The sequence below is a fragment of the Pseudomonas sp. PS02303 genome (assembly GCF_029959925.1).
GTDB classification, from domain to species: Bacteria; Pseudomonadota; Gammaproteobacteria; order Pseudomonadales; family Pseudomonadaceae; genus Aquipseudomonas; species Aquipseudomonas mandelii.
The window spans coordinates 1-14,131 of record NZ_JASCOM010000018.1; the positions used below are offsets into that span (position 1 = coordinate 1).

Below are 14,131 nucleotides of genomic sequence, written 5' to 3' on the forward strand. Positions count from 1 at the left end.
AGGCTTGCCCGCGAAGAACGAAGACACTGTTCTACTGATACACCGCGGTGCGCCCTTCGCGGGCAAGCCTCGCTCCTGCAAGGTTTGCGGTGTTATTGAGTACGCGGCTGATCCGGTAACAACACCGGCGAATTCTCCGGCGCCGGCCCGTCGTCTTCCTGCCCGGCCATCGCCTGCCTCGGCATCAAAACCTGCTGTGGATAAGTCTGCGCGAAATGCACGCACGGGCTGTTATCCACAAGCTTCTTCAACCGTTGGTTAAATGCCCGGCTCACCGCATATTGCCCACCCGACACCGTGCGGAACTGCGCCGTCAGCACCACGCCGTTGAGGTCCATTTTGTCGACGCCAAACACATCCAGCGGCCCTTGCAGGTTGTACTTGAGAAACGCGTCCTCGCGGATCGAATCCCCCGCCTCACGGATCAGTTCGATCGCTTTGTCGACATCGGTGTCGTAGGTGAACTGCACCGAGAAAAACGCATAGGCAAACTGCCGCGATTGGTTGGTGACGGCCTTGATCTGCCCGAACGGCACCGAGTGCACGAAACCCTTGCCGTCCCGCAGGCGCAAGGTGCGGATGGTCAGGCCTTCGACCGTCCCGGCATGGCCGGAGTCGAGCACCACCCAGTCGCCGATCGACAGCGTGTCTTCGATGATGATGAACAACCCGGTGATCACGTCCTGCACCAATTGCTGCGAACCAAAACCGATGGCCAGGCCGACCACGCCGGCACCCGCCAGCAACGGCGCAACGTTGATCCCAAGGTTGGCCATGGTGGTAATTGCGCAGATCACCACCAGGATGATTTTGATCGCGTTGCGCAGCAGCGGCAGAATGGTTTTGACCCGCGTACTCGGCTGCGTCGTGCGTTTGTTGACCGGCGGTTTCAGCGCTTCCTGGATCGCCGTATCGAGCACCACCCACAGCAACCAGGTCACCAGAAAGATCAGCCCCATGCTGCTCAACGAATCACTGATTGCCCGCCCTACCTTGTTTTGTTCGGCGAATTCGAACAGCGACACGCCCCAGATCCGCCCAAGGATTTCGATGAAAGCCACGGCCATGATGATTCGTAGCAGCGCATGCAGCAGACTGAGAAAACGCTCCTTGTAAGCGCTGCTGCGCTGGATCGCTTCAACCTGGCGCGACTTGAACATGTGCTGGAAAATTGTGCTGAGAAACACCGTGGCGATCAGCAGGATAGTGGTGAACAACGCACAGCGCAGCGCCTTCTGATTGTCATCGCCGACGCCGAGCAGGTTGATCGCCGAAACCATCACCATCAGCAGGATCGGCCAGTACCAGAGCCCGGAAAAGATCCGCAGGGATTCCTGCAGCGACGGCTGTTTGAGGCGCTGGGCCAAGGGCCGGTTACGGATCAGATGCGCCACCGGGCGCCTCAATCGAATCACCAATAAGCCGAAGATGATCGAGACGAAAAAACCGGTGAGCACGGCAGCGCTGCTGGTGATGTTACCGCCCAGTTGCCGGGCGATCTGCGGGCTGGTCAGCGCATCGCTGAGCGCGGCAAGGAAACCGATCAGGAACAGCGGTCGTGGGCAGAAATCGCGGATGATCTGCACCGCCGTGCGCTTGTGGCCGGTGTTGAACATGACAATCACGCAGAGCAGCATCGAGGTAGAAAAAATGCCGCTGCTGGTGGCGTAGGCGAAACACAGCGCCAGCGCACGGCCCACCGAGGCAGGCAGGAAATGGCTGACGTAAAGGGTCAACGGCAAGCAGATCAGGGCCGGTAGCGTGTAAGGCAACACATAATTGAGCAGGTCCTGACTGCGCTGGCGGGTTCGCAGAAAGCGGCCCTGGTTCAAGCGTTTGGCGAGTATCCCACCGAGCACGGTGAGCAAGGCAAAGCTGCCGAGCCAGACGCCGGACAGCATCAGGAAGTCGCCAATCACGCTCCAGCCGGAACGGCTAGAAGGTCGATTGACCAGTTTATCCACCTCATTCGCCGCCCGGTCCGCCCGCAGGCGCCAGGCATCGACCAGGTCTTCGTTGAGGTCGAGCTTGTCCTGAACGTCGTCGATGCTGGAGCTGATGGCCCCGAGCAGGCCGCCCTGGACCAACGGTTCAGGCGTAGCAGGCTCCTCGGCAGCGGCGGGAACACCCGGCAGCGTGACGGCTTCCAACTCGTTGCTGCCCAGAAACAGCAACGCCCCCAGCAGTATCGCGGTCTTGAACTTGAGCAAAACGGGAAGCTCCTTGGGAAGGGTCTGTAAGGAACTGATCGGGAAATGGCGGGCAAGTTCGGTTTTCACCCCGAGATAACGGCCAGCAAGTTCCCCTGTGGCGAGGGAGCTTGTTCCCGCTAGGGTGCGAAGCGCCCCCCAAAAACCTGCAAACCTGGCTCCTCAAATACAGCATGCGATATGGCATTTGCGACTGCTGCGCAGCCAAGCGGGAGCAAGCTCCCTCGCCACAGGGTTTCATTTGCCCGCGAGATATTTGACCTGCACGCAAATATCAAATGCCCACCCCTCTATTTTTCCGCACAACCCAAACCCCGACACTGCGCTCCATCAATCAAACCCACCGGAGTTGCAGTCATGCCCATTGCCTTGCTCGCGCTGACCCTCAGCGCCTTCGCCATCGGGACGACCGAGTTCGTCATCGTTGGCCTGTTACCCACCATCGGCGCCGACCTCGGCGTCAGTCTGCCGTCCGCCGGCCTGCTGGTCAGTCTCTACGCCCTGGGCGTCGCCATTGGCGCCCCGGTGCTGACCGCCCTCACCGGCAAAGTCCCGCGCAAATTGCTGCTGTTGTCGCTGATGGTGCTGTTCACCCTTGGCAACCTGCTGGCCTGGAAAGCCCCCAGCTACGAATCGCTGATCCTGGCGCGGATCGTCACCGGCCTCGCCCACGGGGTGTTTTTCTCGATTGGCTCGACCATCGCCACCAGCCTGGTGCCAAAGGAAAAAGCCGCCAGTGCGATCGCTATCATGTTCACCGGCCTGACCGTGGCGCTGGTCACCGGCGTACCGCTGGGAACCTTCATCGGTCAGCATTTCGGCTGGCGTGAAACCTTCCTCGCCGTGTCCGCCTTGGGCGTGATCGCCTTTATCGGCAGCCTGCTCTACGTGCCGAAAAACATCGCCCACAGCAAACCGGCTTCGCTGTTGCAGCAATTGCAGGTGCTCAAGCAGCCACGTCTGCTGCTGGTGTACGCCATGACCGCGGTCGGTTACGGCGGCTCGTTCATCGCTTTTACCTTCCTGGCGCCGATTCTCCAGGACATCTCCGGCTTCAGCGCCAGCACGGTCAGCCTGGTGTTGCTGGTCTACGGTATCTCGGTGGCGGTCGGCAACATCTGGGGCGGCAAACTGGCGGACAAGCGCGGCCCGATCAGCGCCCTGAAAATCATCTTTGCCTTGCTCGCGGCGGTGCTGTTCGTGTTGACCTTTACCGCTGGCAACCCATGGCTGGCGCTGGCTACCGTGCTGGTCTGGGGCGCAGTCGCGTTCGGTAACGTGCCGGGGCTGCAAGTCTATGTGGTGCGTCAAGCCGAACATCACACCCCGCATGCGGTGGACGTGGCGTCGGGGCTGAACATCGCCGCGTTTAACCTCGGCATCGCGGGTGGTGCTTGGGGTGGCGGCTTGATCGTGGCTCACATGGGCCTGATCCATACCGCCTGGATTGGCGGGCTGGTGGTGTTGGTGGCGTTGGCGCTGACGGCGTGGAGTGGACGTCTTGACCGACTCGGCCCGGTCTACGCCGAAAGCACGACCCGCATCGTCGCCGGACACTAACCCCACAGAAGGTCGGTATGGTTTTCCGGAACCACCGTCCGTAGCCCCGTCGAAACTTTCTCGGTTGCCCCACGGTCATCAAAAGACAGAGGCAACCGAGGACCATTAGACGGGAGGCGACATGGCGGCGATTCACATTGGCATTTCAGGCTGGCGCTACACACCCTGGCGGGGAGGTTTCTACCCGAAGGGGCTGACCCAGAAGCGCGAATTGCAATTTGCGTCTCGGGCGGTCAACAGCATCGAAATCAATGGATCGTTTTACGCCCTGCAACGGCCTGAGCGTTACGCCCAGTGGTACGCCGAAACCCCGGCGGACTTCGTGTTCAGCGTCAAAGCCCCACGTTTCATCACCCACATCAAGCGTCTGCGGGACATTCATACACCGCTGGCGAATTTCTTTGCCTCCGGGATCCTGGAGCTGAAAGAGAAACTCGGCCCGATCCTCTGGCAGTTTCCGCCCAACTTCAAATTCGATGTCGAGTTGTTCGAAAGCTTCCTCAAGCAATTACCCCACGACACCCAGCAAGCAGCCGCCCTTGCCCGCCAGCACGATTCGCACCTGCACGGCCCCGCCAGCATGAAGGCGTACAAGAAAAAGCCCCTGCGCCACGCCGTTGAAATCAGAAACGAGAGCTTTATTGATCCAGCGTTCGTGCGCCTGCTCAAGCGCTACAACGTGGCCTTGGTTATCGCCGATACCGCCGGAAAATGGCCGTACCGCGAAGACGTCACCAGTGATTTCGTCTATCTGCGCCTGCACGGTGCCGAAGAACTCTACGCCAGCGGCTACACCCCTGAGGCGCTGGAACGCTGGGGCGAACGGATCGACGCCTGGAACCATGGCCAGCAACCGGCCGATCCGCAGCTGATTGCACCTGGGCAAAAGCCGAAAGCACGCAAGTCCCGGGAAGTGTTCTGCTATTTCGACAACGACATCAAAGTCCGCGCGCCTTTCGATGCGCGGCGTTTGCTTGAGCACTTCCACCTCGACAAAGACCTCGCCACCCGTCCCGGTGAACCGGTCGCCGAAGGAGTGCTGTCATGAGTATTTCCGAACCGGTCGGCAGTACCGACGAACAGCAACCCGTCTTCGCCGCCGTGCGCCGTTTCACCGTACTGACGGTCAACACCCACAAGGGGTTCACCGCGCTCAATCGGCGTTTCATCCTGCCGGAATTGCGCGAAGCGGTACGCAGTGTGTCTGCCGATGTGGTGTTTTTGCAGGAAGTCCACGGCACCCACGAGGACCATCCGCAGCGGTACGACAACTGGCCGACGATGCCGCAGTACGAATTCCTCGCCGACACCCTGTGGCCACAATTTGCCTATGGCCGCAACGCGGTGTACCCGGCGGGTGATCACGGTAATGCGCTGCTGTCGAAGTTCCAGATCATTCGCCATGACAACCTCGACGTATCGATCAGCGGCCATGAGAACCGCGGCATCCTGCATTGCGTGCTGCGCCTGCCGGGCGATGGCCTGGAAGTGCACGCCATTTGCGTGCATCTGGGGCTGCGTGAGAGCCACCGCACGGAACAACTGAAGTTGCTGGCGCGACGGCTCGAAGACCTTCCGGTCGACGCCCCGGTGATTGTCGCCGGCGACTTCAACGACTGGCGCCAGCGTGCCGATGCGTTGCTCAAGCCCTGTGGCCTGCGCGAGGTATTCGCCGAGCACCACGGCAAACCGGCGCGCAGTTTTCCAGCGCGACTCCCAGCGCTACGCCTGGACCGCATCTATGTGCGCAACCTCAAGGCCAGCCGTCCGCAAGTGCTGGCGGCACGTCCCTGGTCACACCTTTCCGACCACGCACCGCTGTCGGTGGAGATCGAGCTATGAGCAGCGCCCCGATGGAAAAAGCCACCGTTGAACACGTGCCGACTACCCCGCCGGTGCGTGAGCCCGGCGTGGTCGACGTCGAATACGGCTGGCAGGGCAACAACCTCGTGGAAATGCTGGAAAACGGCGAAGCCTATTTCCCGCGAGTGTTCGAAGCCATGCGCCAGGCCAAGACTGAAATACTCCTGGAAACCTTCATTGTGTTCGAGGACAAGGTCGGCAATGAGCTGCAGCAAGTCCTGATCGAGGCCGCCCAACGCGGGGTACGGGTCACTGCCAGCCTCGACGGGTTTGGCTGTGGCGAGTTGAGCAACGGCTATCTCGCAACGTTGAGCGAGGCCGGCGTTCGCCTGCAAATATTCGATCCGGCGCCCAAGCTTCTGGGGATCCGCACCAACTGGTTCCGACGTCTGCACCGCAAGATCGTGGTGGTGGACGGCACGATCGCGTTCATCGGCGGGATCAACTTTTCCGCCGACCATCTGGCCGATTTCGGCCCCGAGGCCAAGCAGGATTACTCGGTTGAAGTGCAAGGCCCGGCGGTGGCCGATATCCATCACTTCGCGCTGCTGCAATGTGGCCGCCCGGCCCGCGCCAAATACTGGTGGCAACGCCGCCGGCAGCGACGCTCGGAACTGGCCTTCAGCGACCACGACGGCCAGGTTCGCCTGGTGTACCGCGACAACGGTGACCACCGGACGGATATCGAAGAGGTTTACCTTCAGGTGCTGCGCAGCGCCCAACGCCGGGTCGTGATCGCCAACGCCTATTTCTTTCCGGGTTACCGCTTGCTGCGCGAAATCCGCAACGCCGCTCGTCGTGGCGTCGACGTGCGCCTGATTCTGCAGGGGCAACCGGACATGATGGTGGCCAAACTGGCTGCGCGCATGACCTACGACTATTTGCTCAAGTCGGGCGTGCAGATCTTCGAATATTGCGAACGCCCGCTGCACGGCAAAGTCGCGCTGGTGGATGAGGACTGGAGCACCGTCGGCTCAAGCAATCTCGACCCGTTAAGCCTGTCGATGAACCTGGAAGCCAACGTGTTGATCCGCGACCGAGCCTTCAACCAAGATCTGTTCGAACGCCTTGAAGTGCTGAGCAATAACCACTGCAAAGCCATGTCAGCGGACACGTCGCCGCGCGGAAGGATCTGGCACATGACCGTCGGCTTTCTGGTGTTTCACTTCCTGCGTCACTTCCCGGCATGGGCCGGTTGGCTGCCGGCGCATAAACCACGCCTGAAACCCTTCACCCATTCGGCCGGGAGTGACCACCATGAACCGCGTTGAAGCGCACTCGGCACCTCAAGACGGCAGCACAACACCTGCCCCGGAAAAGAAGACACGCTGGAGCCGCTGGAAAAAACCGCTGACGATGCTGTTTTTCCTGGCGCTGATCGTGCTGTTGACGATGCTTGCCCAGCGCATCGAATGGGACGAAGTGTTCCACACCCTGGCCAATTTCAAGGTGCGCACGCTGATCATTGCGTCCGGCCTGACGCTGGTGAGTTTTCTGGTGTATGCCTGTTTTGATCTGATCGGCCGCACCTACATCCGCCAGGACCTGACCTGGAAACAGATCCTGCCGGTGGGGATCATCAGCTACGCCTTCAACCTGAACCTGAGCGCGTGGGTCGGCGGGATTGCCATGCGTTATCGCCTGTATTCGCGGCTAGGGGTGAGCAAAAGCAACATCGCGAAAATCCTCGGGCTGAGCCTGGCGACCAACTGGTTCGGCTACATGGTGATTGCGGGCGCCGTGTTCAGCAGCGGACTGGTCAGAATGCCGCCGGGCTGGAAGTTGAGCAGCGGTGCCTTGCAAGTTGTGGGCGTGTTGTTACTCCTGGTGAGCGCGGGATATCTGGCGGCGTGCCAGTTCTCCAAACGTCGGGAATGGGCGATACGCGGGGTGGAAATCAACCTGCCGTCCTTGCGCATGGCGATGCTGCAACTGGCCCTCGGAGCGCTGAACTGGTCGCTGATGGCGGCGGTGATCTTCACGTTGCTGCCTAACAAGCTGGATTACCCATTGGTGCTGGGCGTGTTGCTGATCAGTGCGATTGCCGGGGTGATTACGCACATTCCGGCCGGGTTGGGTGTGTTGGAGGCGGTGTTTGTGGCACTGCTGCAACATGAAGCGTCGCGGGGGAGCCTGGTGGCGGGGTTGCTGGCTTATCGGGCGATCTATTTCATCTTGCCGTTGCTGATTACGTTGGTGATGTATCTGGTGGTGGAGGCCAAGGTGAAGTCGCTGCGGATTGCCAAGAAACCTTCCTGAGATTGTTGGGGAGGCGGATGACGCTTTCGCGGGCAAGCCTTCGAAAGCGTCCGCAAACCCACCACTCATTTCGACTGAATAATGCTCAACCGCTCACCCACGACCATCTCGGTAATCCAGTCCACCAGGATCGAGGTGTAGGCCTGTTGCGACACCGGCTCGCTCAACGCGTGGTCGGCGCCGTCAATGATCCGGTGCGTCAGCGAATGCGTCTGCTGGCACGCAGCGCGGTAGCTCATGATCGTCGCGTGAGGCACATAGTCGTCGGTCTCGGACTCCACGAGCAGCACATCCCCGGTGAATTGCGAGCACGCATGCAGCGCACGATTGCTGTCGGCGCGTACCAGCGTGTTGCGGTAATCGCGTAAATCAGCCTTATCCAGCTCACGCTTGGGCGTATGCCATTGATCGTCGCGATACAGCGCCGGCACCCGCAGCGCCAGCCAGCGCACCGGGCGCAATGAAGTCAGTATCGAGGCCAGATAACCGCCATAACTGGTGCCGACCACCGCAATGGCGGAGGTGTCGAGCGCCGGGTGGGCGAGCAAGCGGTCGTATGCCGCCAGCAGGTCACGCAGGTTGTCTTCGCGCGTTACGCGAGTAAGCGGGATGCCGGTGCCGCCGGTGTGCCCGCGCAAGTCGAACGTCAGGCACACGCATCCCAGACCGGCGATGCCTTTGGCCCGCTCCAGGTCCCGCTCCTGGCTGCCGCCCCAACCGTGCACAAACAACACGCCGGGGACTTTCGATTTGGGGCTCAGAAAGGTCCCGCTCATCTGTTCATCGTCGATGTCGATCTGAATGGTTTCGCTTCTAGCCGTCATAGGATTTGACCGTCACGTACTTGAGAAGAAAGTCACTGTTTTCCGCGGGCCCGCGATACACCTCAATGGCGTCCGGCGGCAGCGGTTGGTCGATGTAGGTTTCCACTGAAGACACGCGAATCGCGCGCATCCCCGGGTTGTTGACGAAGCTCTGCAACGCGGCCACTTCGGCGCTGCTGGCACCGCCCATGCGCCAGGACTGTTCGAGCACGCCGCTGCGCTGTTTGCCACTGCTGTCCAGGCCTTGGGCGATGTCATAGTTGCGGCGCGAGGCGTAAAAACCGGGATAGGCCTCGTCCGCGGCGCTGTCGAACACTTGCGCTTGCCGGATCGCCAGTTGCACATCGTCAGGCAGGTCCAGTTTCAGCAGGTCTTCGTAATACCCCTGCACCACCAGCAGATTGGAACCTCCATAAACCTGCTCGCCCTGACCGTCTTCGGTCAAGTATTGATCACCGCAATAACTCAGCACCTTATCGCCGATAAAACTCTGGCCAACACTGTGGGTGACGACGTTGTCGAGATCCTGTTCAAGCACCACGCCTTCGCTGAACAGTGCCCTGGCATCGGGGCGAGCCAGAACTTCGTCGAACTGGTCGAGGCTTTTGATCACTTCCTGCCCACGTCCGGCGCAGGCATGAATCGGCTTGATGCGGATCGGGCCGGTGTAAAGCAAATGCTCTGCGGCCGGCCGCGCATCGTCGAGCGAGAACACGCTGAGGCCATCGAGCACGACGTTGCGCACACGTTCGGAAAACAACGGAGACCAGCCTTGCGGGGCGTGCGCATGTTTATTGCGCAACCCGTGGCTGATGGCTTTGGTGCAGATGAAATCGTGGTCGACGTAACCGCCCCACAGATCTTCCGGCCCGGTGACGCCCAATGCCCGGGCGGCAGCGACGCCGACCAGGGTCTGGGTCGGCAAGAGATAAAGATCTCGACCGTTGTGAAGTCCGGGGTCGTAGCTGCCACCGAACTTGAGCCCCAGGATGTGCGCCAGCCAACGGGCCAGCGCGTGATTGGTGTCGACTTCGTGCTGGGGCGCCTCGGGGCGGACTGAGTGGGCGACTACCAGTTTCTTGCGGTTTGTTGGGGTCATGCGTCCCCCTTCAATCGGCTTTTGATGAATGTAGTTGAAGGGGTGCAGAGATCAAGCCATTGAGGGTTGGATAGAAACGGGTTTCAAATCAGGCAGTTGCTGCGAAGGTGATGGCACTGAGCCTGTTTTATTCTGCACGAAGGGTTTCTCTACTCCTGCATTTTGCACGATCCAGGCCTTGCACTGAGCCAATGCGGGAGAGAGCCTGCTCGCGAATTCGGCGTGGGTCAGCCTGCATCTAAGTCACTGACATTGCGCCTTCGCGAGCAGGCTCGCTCCCACATTTGGCTCGGCGGTGATCTGGCTACCGCGTGACAGCTGCACCCGGCGTCACGCCAAACCGCGCCCGGTAATCACTTGGCGCCAGCCCGGTGATTTTCTTGAAGGTCGCGCGAAACGCACTGGGGTCTTGATAACCCACGGTCCACGCAATGTGATCGATGGTGCCGTTGGTGAATTCAAGCATTTCCCGAGCCTTGCCGACCCGCAGATGCTGGCAGTACTCGGTGGGTTTCAACCCGGTCGCTGCACGGAAACGGCGCAGGAACGTGCGCTCTTCCAGCCCCGCCCGCTCGGCCATCGCCGTCAGCGATACATCGGTGGCCCCGGTGCTTTGCAGCCAGTGCTGAACCTTGAGAATCGAAGCATCCCCGTGGCTGAGAATCGGTGAAAAATTGCTGCCGCACTCACTCGCGCTGTCGCTGTGTTCCACCACCAGAAAACGCGCAGTGCCGGTGGCAATGCTCGGGCCGAGCAGGCGGTCGACCAGGCGCAATCCCAACTCGGACCAGGCCATCAACCCGGCGGTGGTGATCAGGTCGCCGTCGTCGACGATAGGGGTATCGGCCTTGAGCTTGATGGCCGGGTAACGCTCGGCGAAGGTTTTGGCCGAGGTCCAGTGGGTGGTGGCGCTGCGGCCGTCGAGCAAGCCGCTTTCCGCCAGTAGAATCGAGCCCACGCAGACGCCGCCGAGGGTCGCGCCCCGGGCGTGTTGCTGACGCATCCAGTGGATCAACGCCTGCGGTGCCTGGCCTTCGGAAAATCCGGCAATCGATGGCGGAATCAACACCGCCACCAAGGCGCGCTCGGGCCCGGGATGACTGTCGTACACCCGCTCGGGCGCCTGCTCGCCATCAACTTGCCAATGGCTGACCCGCAGCAGCGGCAATTGCGCAGCCTGATGCTCGGCGGCAATCCGGTTCGCCACCCCGAACAGGTCCGTCAACCCGTGCACCGCCGCCATCTGCGCGCCGGGATAAATCAGCACGCCGAGTTCGACGATTGCCCTTTCTGCGTCCATTGTCAGTTTTCCCCCTTCTATTGTCGGTGCGGCCAATCCTCGGAAGGCCTGCCACAGACAATACTTCTTTCCACGCCCAACCCACACATTTCGAGGAATCAGGCATGGCCAAGCAAGCACTCATCGTAGTTGATATCCAAAACGACTACTTCCCTCAAGGCAAGTGGCCGCTGGTCGGCGCCGACGCTGCCGCCGACAACGCCGCCCGTCTGCTCAAAGCGTTTCGCGACGCGGGTGATTCGGTGGTGCACATCCGCCACGAATTCACCTCCGAAGAAGCCCCCTTCTTCACCCCGGGTTCCGAAGGCGCGAAGCTGCACCCCAAAGTTCTGAACCGTGCCGATGAGCCGGTGGTGCTCAAGCACTTCGTCAACTCGTTTCGTGAAACCGAACTGAAATCGATCCTCGACGAGCAAGGCATCAAGGAATTGGTGGTCGTTGGCAGCATGAGCCACATGTGTGTGGACGGCATCACCCGCGCCGCCGCGGACTTTGGCTACACCGTCACGGTGATCCACGACGCCTGCGCCTCACGCGATCTGGAATTCAACGGCGTTACGGTGCCCGCCTCCCACGTTCACGCCGCGTTCATGTCGGCCCTGGGTTTCGCCTATGCGAGCGTGATTTCCACTGATGAATTCCTGGCGGCTAACCACTAACCACATAACGTATTGATCAAATTCCAAAAAGGGCCCGCCGCGTTTTAGCGCTGCGGGCCTTTTTCATGGAGCGGAAAATGTATGACAAAAAATCTCACGCGTGAGCTATTGAGCGTGGCAAAAATTGCCTGTAGTGTTTCTCACGCGTGAGTTTTTCACAACGAGGTCAGCCCCATGAAAAGCAGCTCTCCATCGAGTCCTCCCACAGGGCCCGATACCGATTCGGCAAGCCGCAAGGGAGAGCGCTCCAAACCGTCCGCGAAAAAACCATCGAGCTTTTACATGAAGCAGATGCGCGCGGGCCTGGGTGCCGCCGGTTATGTGAAACACGAGACTTGGGTGCTTCCCGAAAACCGAAGCCTGCTCAAGCAGATGGAGAAACAGCTTCGCCAACCGATTCTGGCTGGCTCATTCATGTCGGAGAATTACATGAGCGCAGGTACAAACTGGAACATCGACCGCCTCTTCAGCGCCCTTCAAGCCCTGGACGAAGTGGTTTCAAACGACATCACGCTTTCTCTCGTTCAAGGCTCCGAGTCCAGCATCAAGCTGGAAATGAACGACTTCGGTGGCTTGCCGATTTACATCGCGGTGGTGGGCGAACAGATCATCGTCGACACCGTTCTGGTCGACATCGAGTCCATCAATGACGTACCGGCCTTCAATGACGCCGTGCTGCGCAGCCGGGAGATGTTCCCGCTGTCCTCGATCGGTATCGAGTCCATGCCGAACGGGCAGATTGTCTACAACATGTTCGGCGCTCTGAGCTCCGACTCCAGCCTGACGAACATCGTGACCGAGGTCAAAACCCTGGTCGACAACGTCCAGCGCGCCAGCGAAGCCTTCGAACGTTTCTTCAATTAATTATTCGGGAACAGGAAATATCCAATGACTCAGTCCATCTGGAGCAAATTGTTCACCGCGCTGCGTGGCGGTGCCAACGAAGTCGGCGAATCGATCGTCGACCAACAGGCCCTGCGCATCCTCGATCAGGAAATTCGCGATGCGGACAGCGCCCTGGCCAACGCCAAGCGTGAGCTCGTCACCATCATGGCCAAGCACAAACTGTCGGCTGACCGCGTCAGCGAGTACAACGCCAAGATCAAGGACCTGGAATCCAAGGCTCTGGCCGCCATCCAGGCCAACCGTGAAGACCTGGCCCTGGAAGTGGCCGAAGCCATTTCGACCCTGACCAACGAGCTGGACGTCGAGCAAAAGCAGGCCACCGAGTTTGGTGGTTACGCTGAAAACATGCGCAAAGACATCACCAAGGCTGAAAGCCGCATCAAAAGCCTGCGCCAGCAAGTGGACATGGCCAAGGCGCGCGAAAGCGTACAGAAAGCCCAGGTCAGCGCTTCGATTGCCAGTGGCGGCGCCAACGGCAAGCTGGAAACCGCCGTCGGTACGCTGAACCGTTTGCAGGCCAAGCAACAGCAACGCGCCGCTGAACTGGAAGCCCAGGACCAATTGGCCGATGCGTCGACGGGCACTGACCTGGAACGCAAACTGCGCGATGCTGGCATCACCCCGGACGCAGGCAGCGCCAATGCGATCCTGGAGCGCCTGAAGCAAAAATCGGCCGAATAACCGACTCTCGAGTCGAACGCATAACCTGTGGGAACTAGCCTGCTAGCGATTGCGGTTTGTCAGAAAACATTGATGTCGACTGACACTCCCCCTTCGCGAGCAGGCTCGCTCCCACATGGAATGCGCTGAACTGACAGACATTCAACTGTCGAGGTCAAGGATGGATGCCCTGAAGGGTTTCAAGACAATCGCAGGCCTGGCGCTCTTCATGGTCGCGTTGCAACTGTTCAACGTCGCGACCGGCTACAGCCTCATGGCCTTCGGTTTGATCCCGAGAACCGTGCACGGTCTGCTCGGCATCATCACCTCGCCTTTCCTGCACGCCTCTTTTGCGCACCTGAGCGCGAACCTGATTGCCTTTTTGATTCTGGGTACCCTGGTCATCATCGAAGGACTCAACCGGTTCATTGCGGTCAGCGCGATCATTATTCTGCTGGGCGGCGCGCTGGTCTGGCTGTTCGGCTTTGCAGGCGTACATATCGGCGCCAGCGGCTGGGTGTTCGGACTGTGGGCATACCTCTTGTCCCGCGCCTGGTTCCACAGGAGCTGGGGCAACCTGATAACAGCCGGCGTCGTGGCCCTGCTCTACGGCGGTCTGATTTTTGGCTTCCTGCCTCGCCAGGGTGTTTCCTTCGAAGGCCATCTGTTTGGTGCACTCGCCGGATTTATTGCAGCCAAGGTACTTTTCTCGGCGCCGCGCAACAGGTTTAATGCCGCCGGCTGAACGCACTTGCGCAGTCAGACGCCGAGGCGATGACGTCGCCAGGAAC

At 60.3% G+C, this 14,131-nt stretch carries 13 protein-coding genes; 9 read left to right on the top strand and 4 right to left on the bottom strand.

Features of this window, described 5'->3' with window-relative positions:
- Nucleotides 1-92: 92 nt before the first annotated feature.
- Nucleotides 93-2,210: a mechanosensitive ion channel domain-containing protein gene (locus QMX98_RS07275; RefSeq protein WP_221107488.1), complete on the bottom strand. Its 2,118-nt coding sequence runs from the start codon at nt 2,208-2,210 to the stop codon at nt 93-95.
- Between the two features lie 357 nt (nt 2,211-2,567).
- On the opposite strand from QMX98_RS07275, the gene QMX98_RS07280 reads away from it, so the two are divergent.
- The 5 genes from QMX98_RS07280 (at nt 2,568) to QMX98_RS07300 (ending at nt 7,892) form a co-directional block, all read left to right on the top strand.
- Nucleotides 2,568-3,770, top strand: a complete 1,203-nt coding sequence (locus QMX98_RS07280; protein WP_221107490.1) for an MFS transporter — start codon at nt 2,568-2,570, stop codon at nt 3,768-3,770.
- A gap of 121 nt (nt 3,771-3,891) precedes the next feature.
- Nucleotides 3,892-4,818: a DUF72 domain-containing protein gene (locus tag QMX98_RS07285; RefSeq protein ID WP_010467306.1), complete on the top strand. Its 927-nt coding sequence runs from the start codon at nt 3,892-3,894 to the stop codon at nt 4,816-4,818.
- On the top strand, nt 4,815-5,612 hold the full coding sequence (locus QMX98_RS07290) for an endonuclease/exonuclease/phosphatase family protein (RefSeq protein ID WP_077749245.1): 798 nt from the start codon (nt 4,815-4,817) through the stop codon (nt 5,610-5,612). Before QMX98_RS07285 ends, QMX98_RS07290 begins: the two co-directional genes overlap by 4 nt.
- Entirely contained in the window at nt 5,609-6,904 is a 1,296-nt protein-coding gene (clsB, locus tag QMX98_RS07295; RefSeq protein ID WP_282410498.1) for a cardiolipin synthase ClsB, read from the top strand. Before QMX98_RS07290 ends, clsB begins: the two co-directional genes overlap by 4 nt.
- Nucleotides 6,891-7,892 (top strand): lysylphosphatidylglycerol synthase domain-containing protein, encoded by a 1,002-nt coding sequence (locus tag QMX98_RS07300; protein WP_282410499.1) that lies wholly within the window; start codon nt 6,891-6,893, stop codon nt 7,890-7,892. Before clsB ends, QMX98_RS07300 begins: the two co-directional genes overlap by 14 nt.
- Nucleotides 7,893-7,957: 65 nt before the next feature.
- On the opposite strand, the gene QMX98_RS07305 is transcribed toward QMX98_RS07300, so the two are convergent.
- The 3 genes from QMX98_RS07305 to QMX98_RS07315 all read right to left on the bottom strand — a co-directional run bounded on the left by QMX98_RS07305 (nt 7,958) and on the right by QMX98_RS07315 (nt 11,115).
- A complete protein-coding gene (locus QMX98_RS07305; RefSeq protein ID WP_010467301.1) occupies nt 7,958-8,716 on the bottom strand; it encodes an alpha/beta fold hydrolase in 759 nt (252 codons plus the stop codon).
- Nucleotides 8,706-9,815, bottom strand: coding sequence for a DUF3182 family protein (locus QMX98_RS07310; protein ID WP_010467300.1), 1,110 nt, complete (start codon nt 9,813-9,815; stop codon nt 8,706-8,708). The genes QMX98_RS07305 and QMX98_RS07310 overlap by 11 nt, the downstream gene beginning before the upstream one ends.
- Nucleotides 9,816-10,119: 304 nt before the next feature.
- The gene (locus QMX98_RS07315) at nt 10,120-11,115 is read right to left on the bottom strand and encodes a GlxA family transcriptional regulator (RefSeq protein WP_010467299.1); all 996 of its coding nucleotides are present in this window, start codon (nt 11,113-11,115) and stop codon (nt 10,120-10,122) included.
- Nucleotides 11,116-11,219: 104 nt separating this feature from the next.
- Between QMX98_RS07315 and QMX98_RS07320 the strand changes: the two genes are divergently transcribed.
- The 4 genes from QMX98_RS07320 (at nt 11,220) to QMX98_RS07335 (ending at nt 14,085) form a co-directional block, all read left to right on the top strand.
- Complete coding sequence (locus tag QMX98_RS07320) at nt 11,220-11,774, top strand: cysteine hydrolase family protein (RefSeq protein ID WP_010467298.1); 555 nt, start codon at nt 11,220-11,222, stop codon at nt 11,772-11,774.
- A gap of 282 nt (nt 11,775-12,056) precedes the next feature.
- Nucleotides 12,057-12,638 (top strand): YjfI family protein, encoded by a 582-nt coding sequence (locus tag QMX98_RS07325; protein ID WP_010467297.1) that lies wholly within the window; start codon nt 12,057-12,059, stop codon nt 12,636-12,638.
- Between the two features lie 24 nt (nt 12,639-12,662).
- Complete coding sequence (locus QMX98_RS07330) at nt 12,663-13,361, top strand: PspA/IM30 family protein (RefSeq protein WP_010467296.1); 699 nt, start codon at nt 12,663-12,665, stop codon at nt 13,359-13,361.
- Between the two features lie 160 nt (nt 13,362-13,521).
- Entirely contained in the window at nt 13,522-14,085 is a 564-nt protein-coding gene (locus QMX98_RS07335) for a rhomboid family intramembrane serine protease (RefSeq protein WP_077749252.1), read from the top strand.
- Nucleotides 14,086-14,131 lie beyond the last annotated feature (46 nt).

Excerpts from the sequence above, each read along its gene's own strand:
- QMX98_RS07325 (WP_010467297.1), top strand. The coding sequence starts at position 12,057 with ATGAAGCAGATGCGCGCGGGCCTGGGTGCCGCCGGTTATGTGAAACAC.
- QMX98_RS07280 (WP_221107490.1), top strand. The coding sequence starts at position 2,568 with ATGCCCATTGCCTTGCTCGCGCTGACCCTCAGCGCCTTCGCCATCGGG.
- QMX98_RS07300 (WP_282410499.1), top strand. The coding sequence starts at position 6,891 with ATGAACCGCGTTGAAGCGCACTCGGCACCTCAAGACGGCAGCACAACA.
- QMX98_RS07335 (WP_077749252.1), top strand. The coding sequence starts at position 13,522 with ATGGATGCCCTGAAGGGTTTCAAGACAATCGCAGGCCTGGCGCTCTTC.
- QMX98_RS07315 (WP_010467299.1), bottom strand. The coding sequence starts at position 11,115 with ATGGACGCAGAAAGGGCAATCGTCGAACTCGGCGTGCTGATTTATCCC.
- QMX98_RS07305 (WP_010467301.1), bottom strand. The coding sequence starts at position 8,716 with ATGACGGCTAGAAGCGAAACCATTCAGATCGACATCGACGATGAACAG.
- QMX98_RS07320 (WP_010467298.1), top strand. The coding sequence starts at position 11,220 with ATGGCCAAGCAAGCACTCATCGTAGTTGATATCCAAAACGACTACTTC.
- QMX98_RS07310 (WP_010467300.1), bottom strand. The coding sequence starts at position 9,815 with ATGACCCCAACAAACCGCAAGAAACTGGTAGTCGCCCACTCAGTCCGC.
- QMX98_RS07290 (WP_077749245.1), top strand. The coding sequence starts at position 4,815 with ATGAGTATTTCCGAACCGGTCGGCAGTACCGACGAACAGCAACCCGTC.
- QMX98_RS07285 (WP_010467306.1), top strand. The coding sequence starts at position 3,892 with ATGGCGGCGATTCACATTGGCATTTCAGGCTGGCGCTACACACCCTGG.
- QMX98_RS07330 (WP_010467296.1), top strand. The coding sequence starts at position 12,663 with ATGACTCAGTCCATCTGGAGCAAATTGTTCACCGCGCTGCGTGGCGGT.
- clsB (WP_282410498.1), top strand. The coding sequence starts at position 5,609 with ATGAGCAGCGCCCCGATGGAAAAAGCCACCGTTGAACACGTGCCGACT.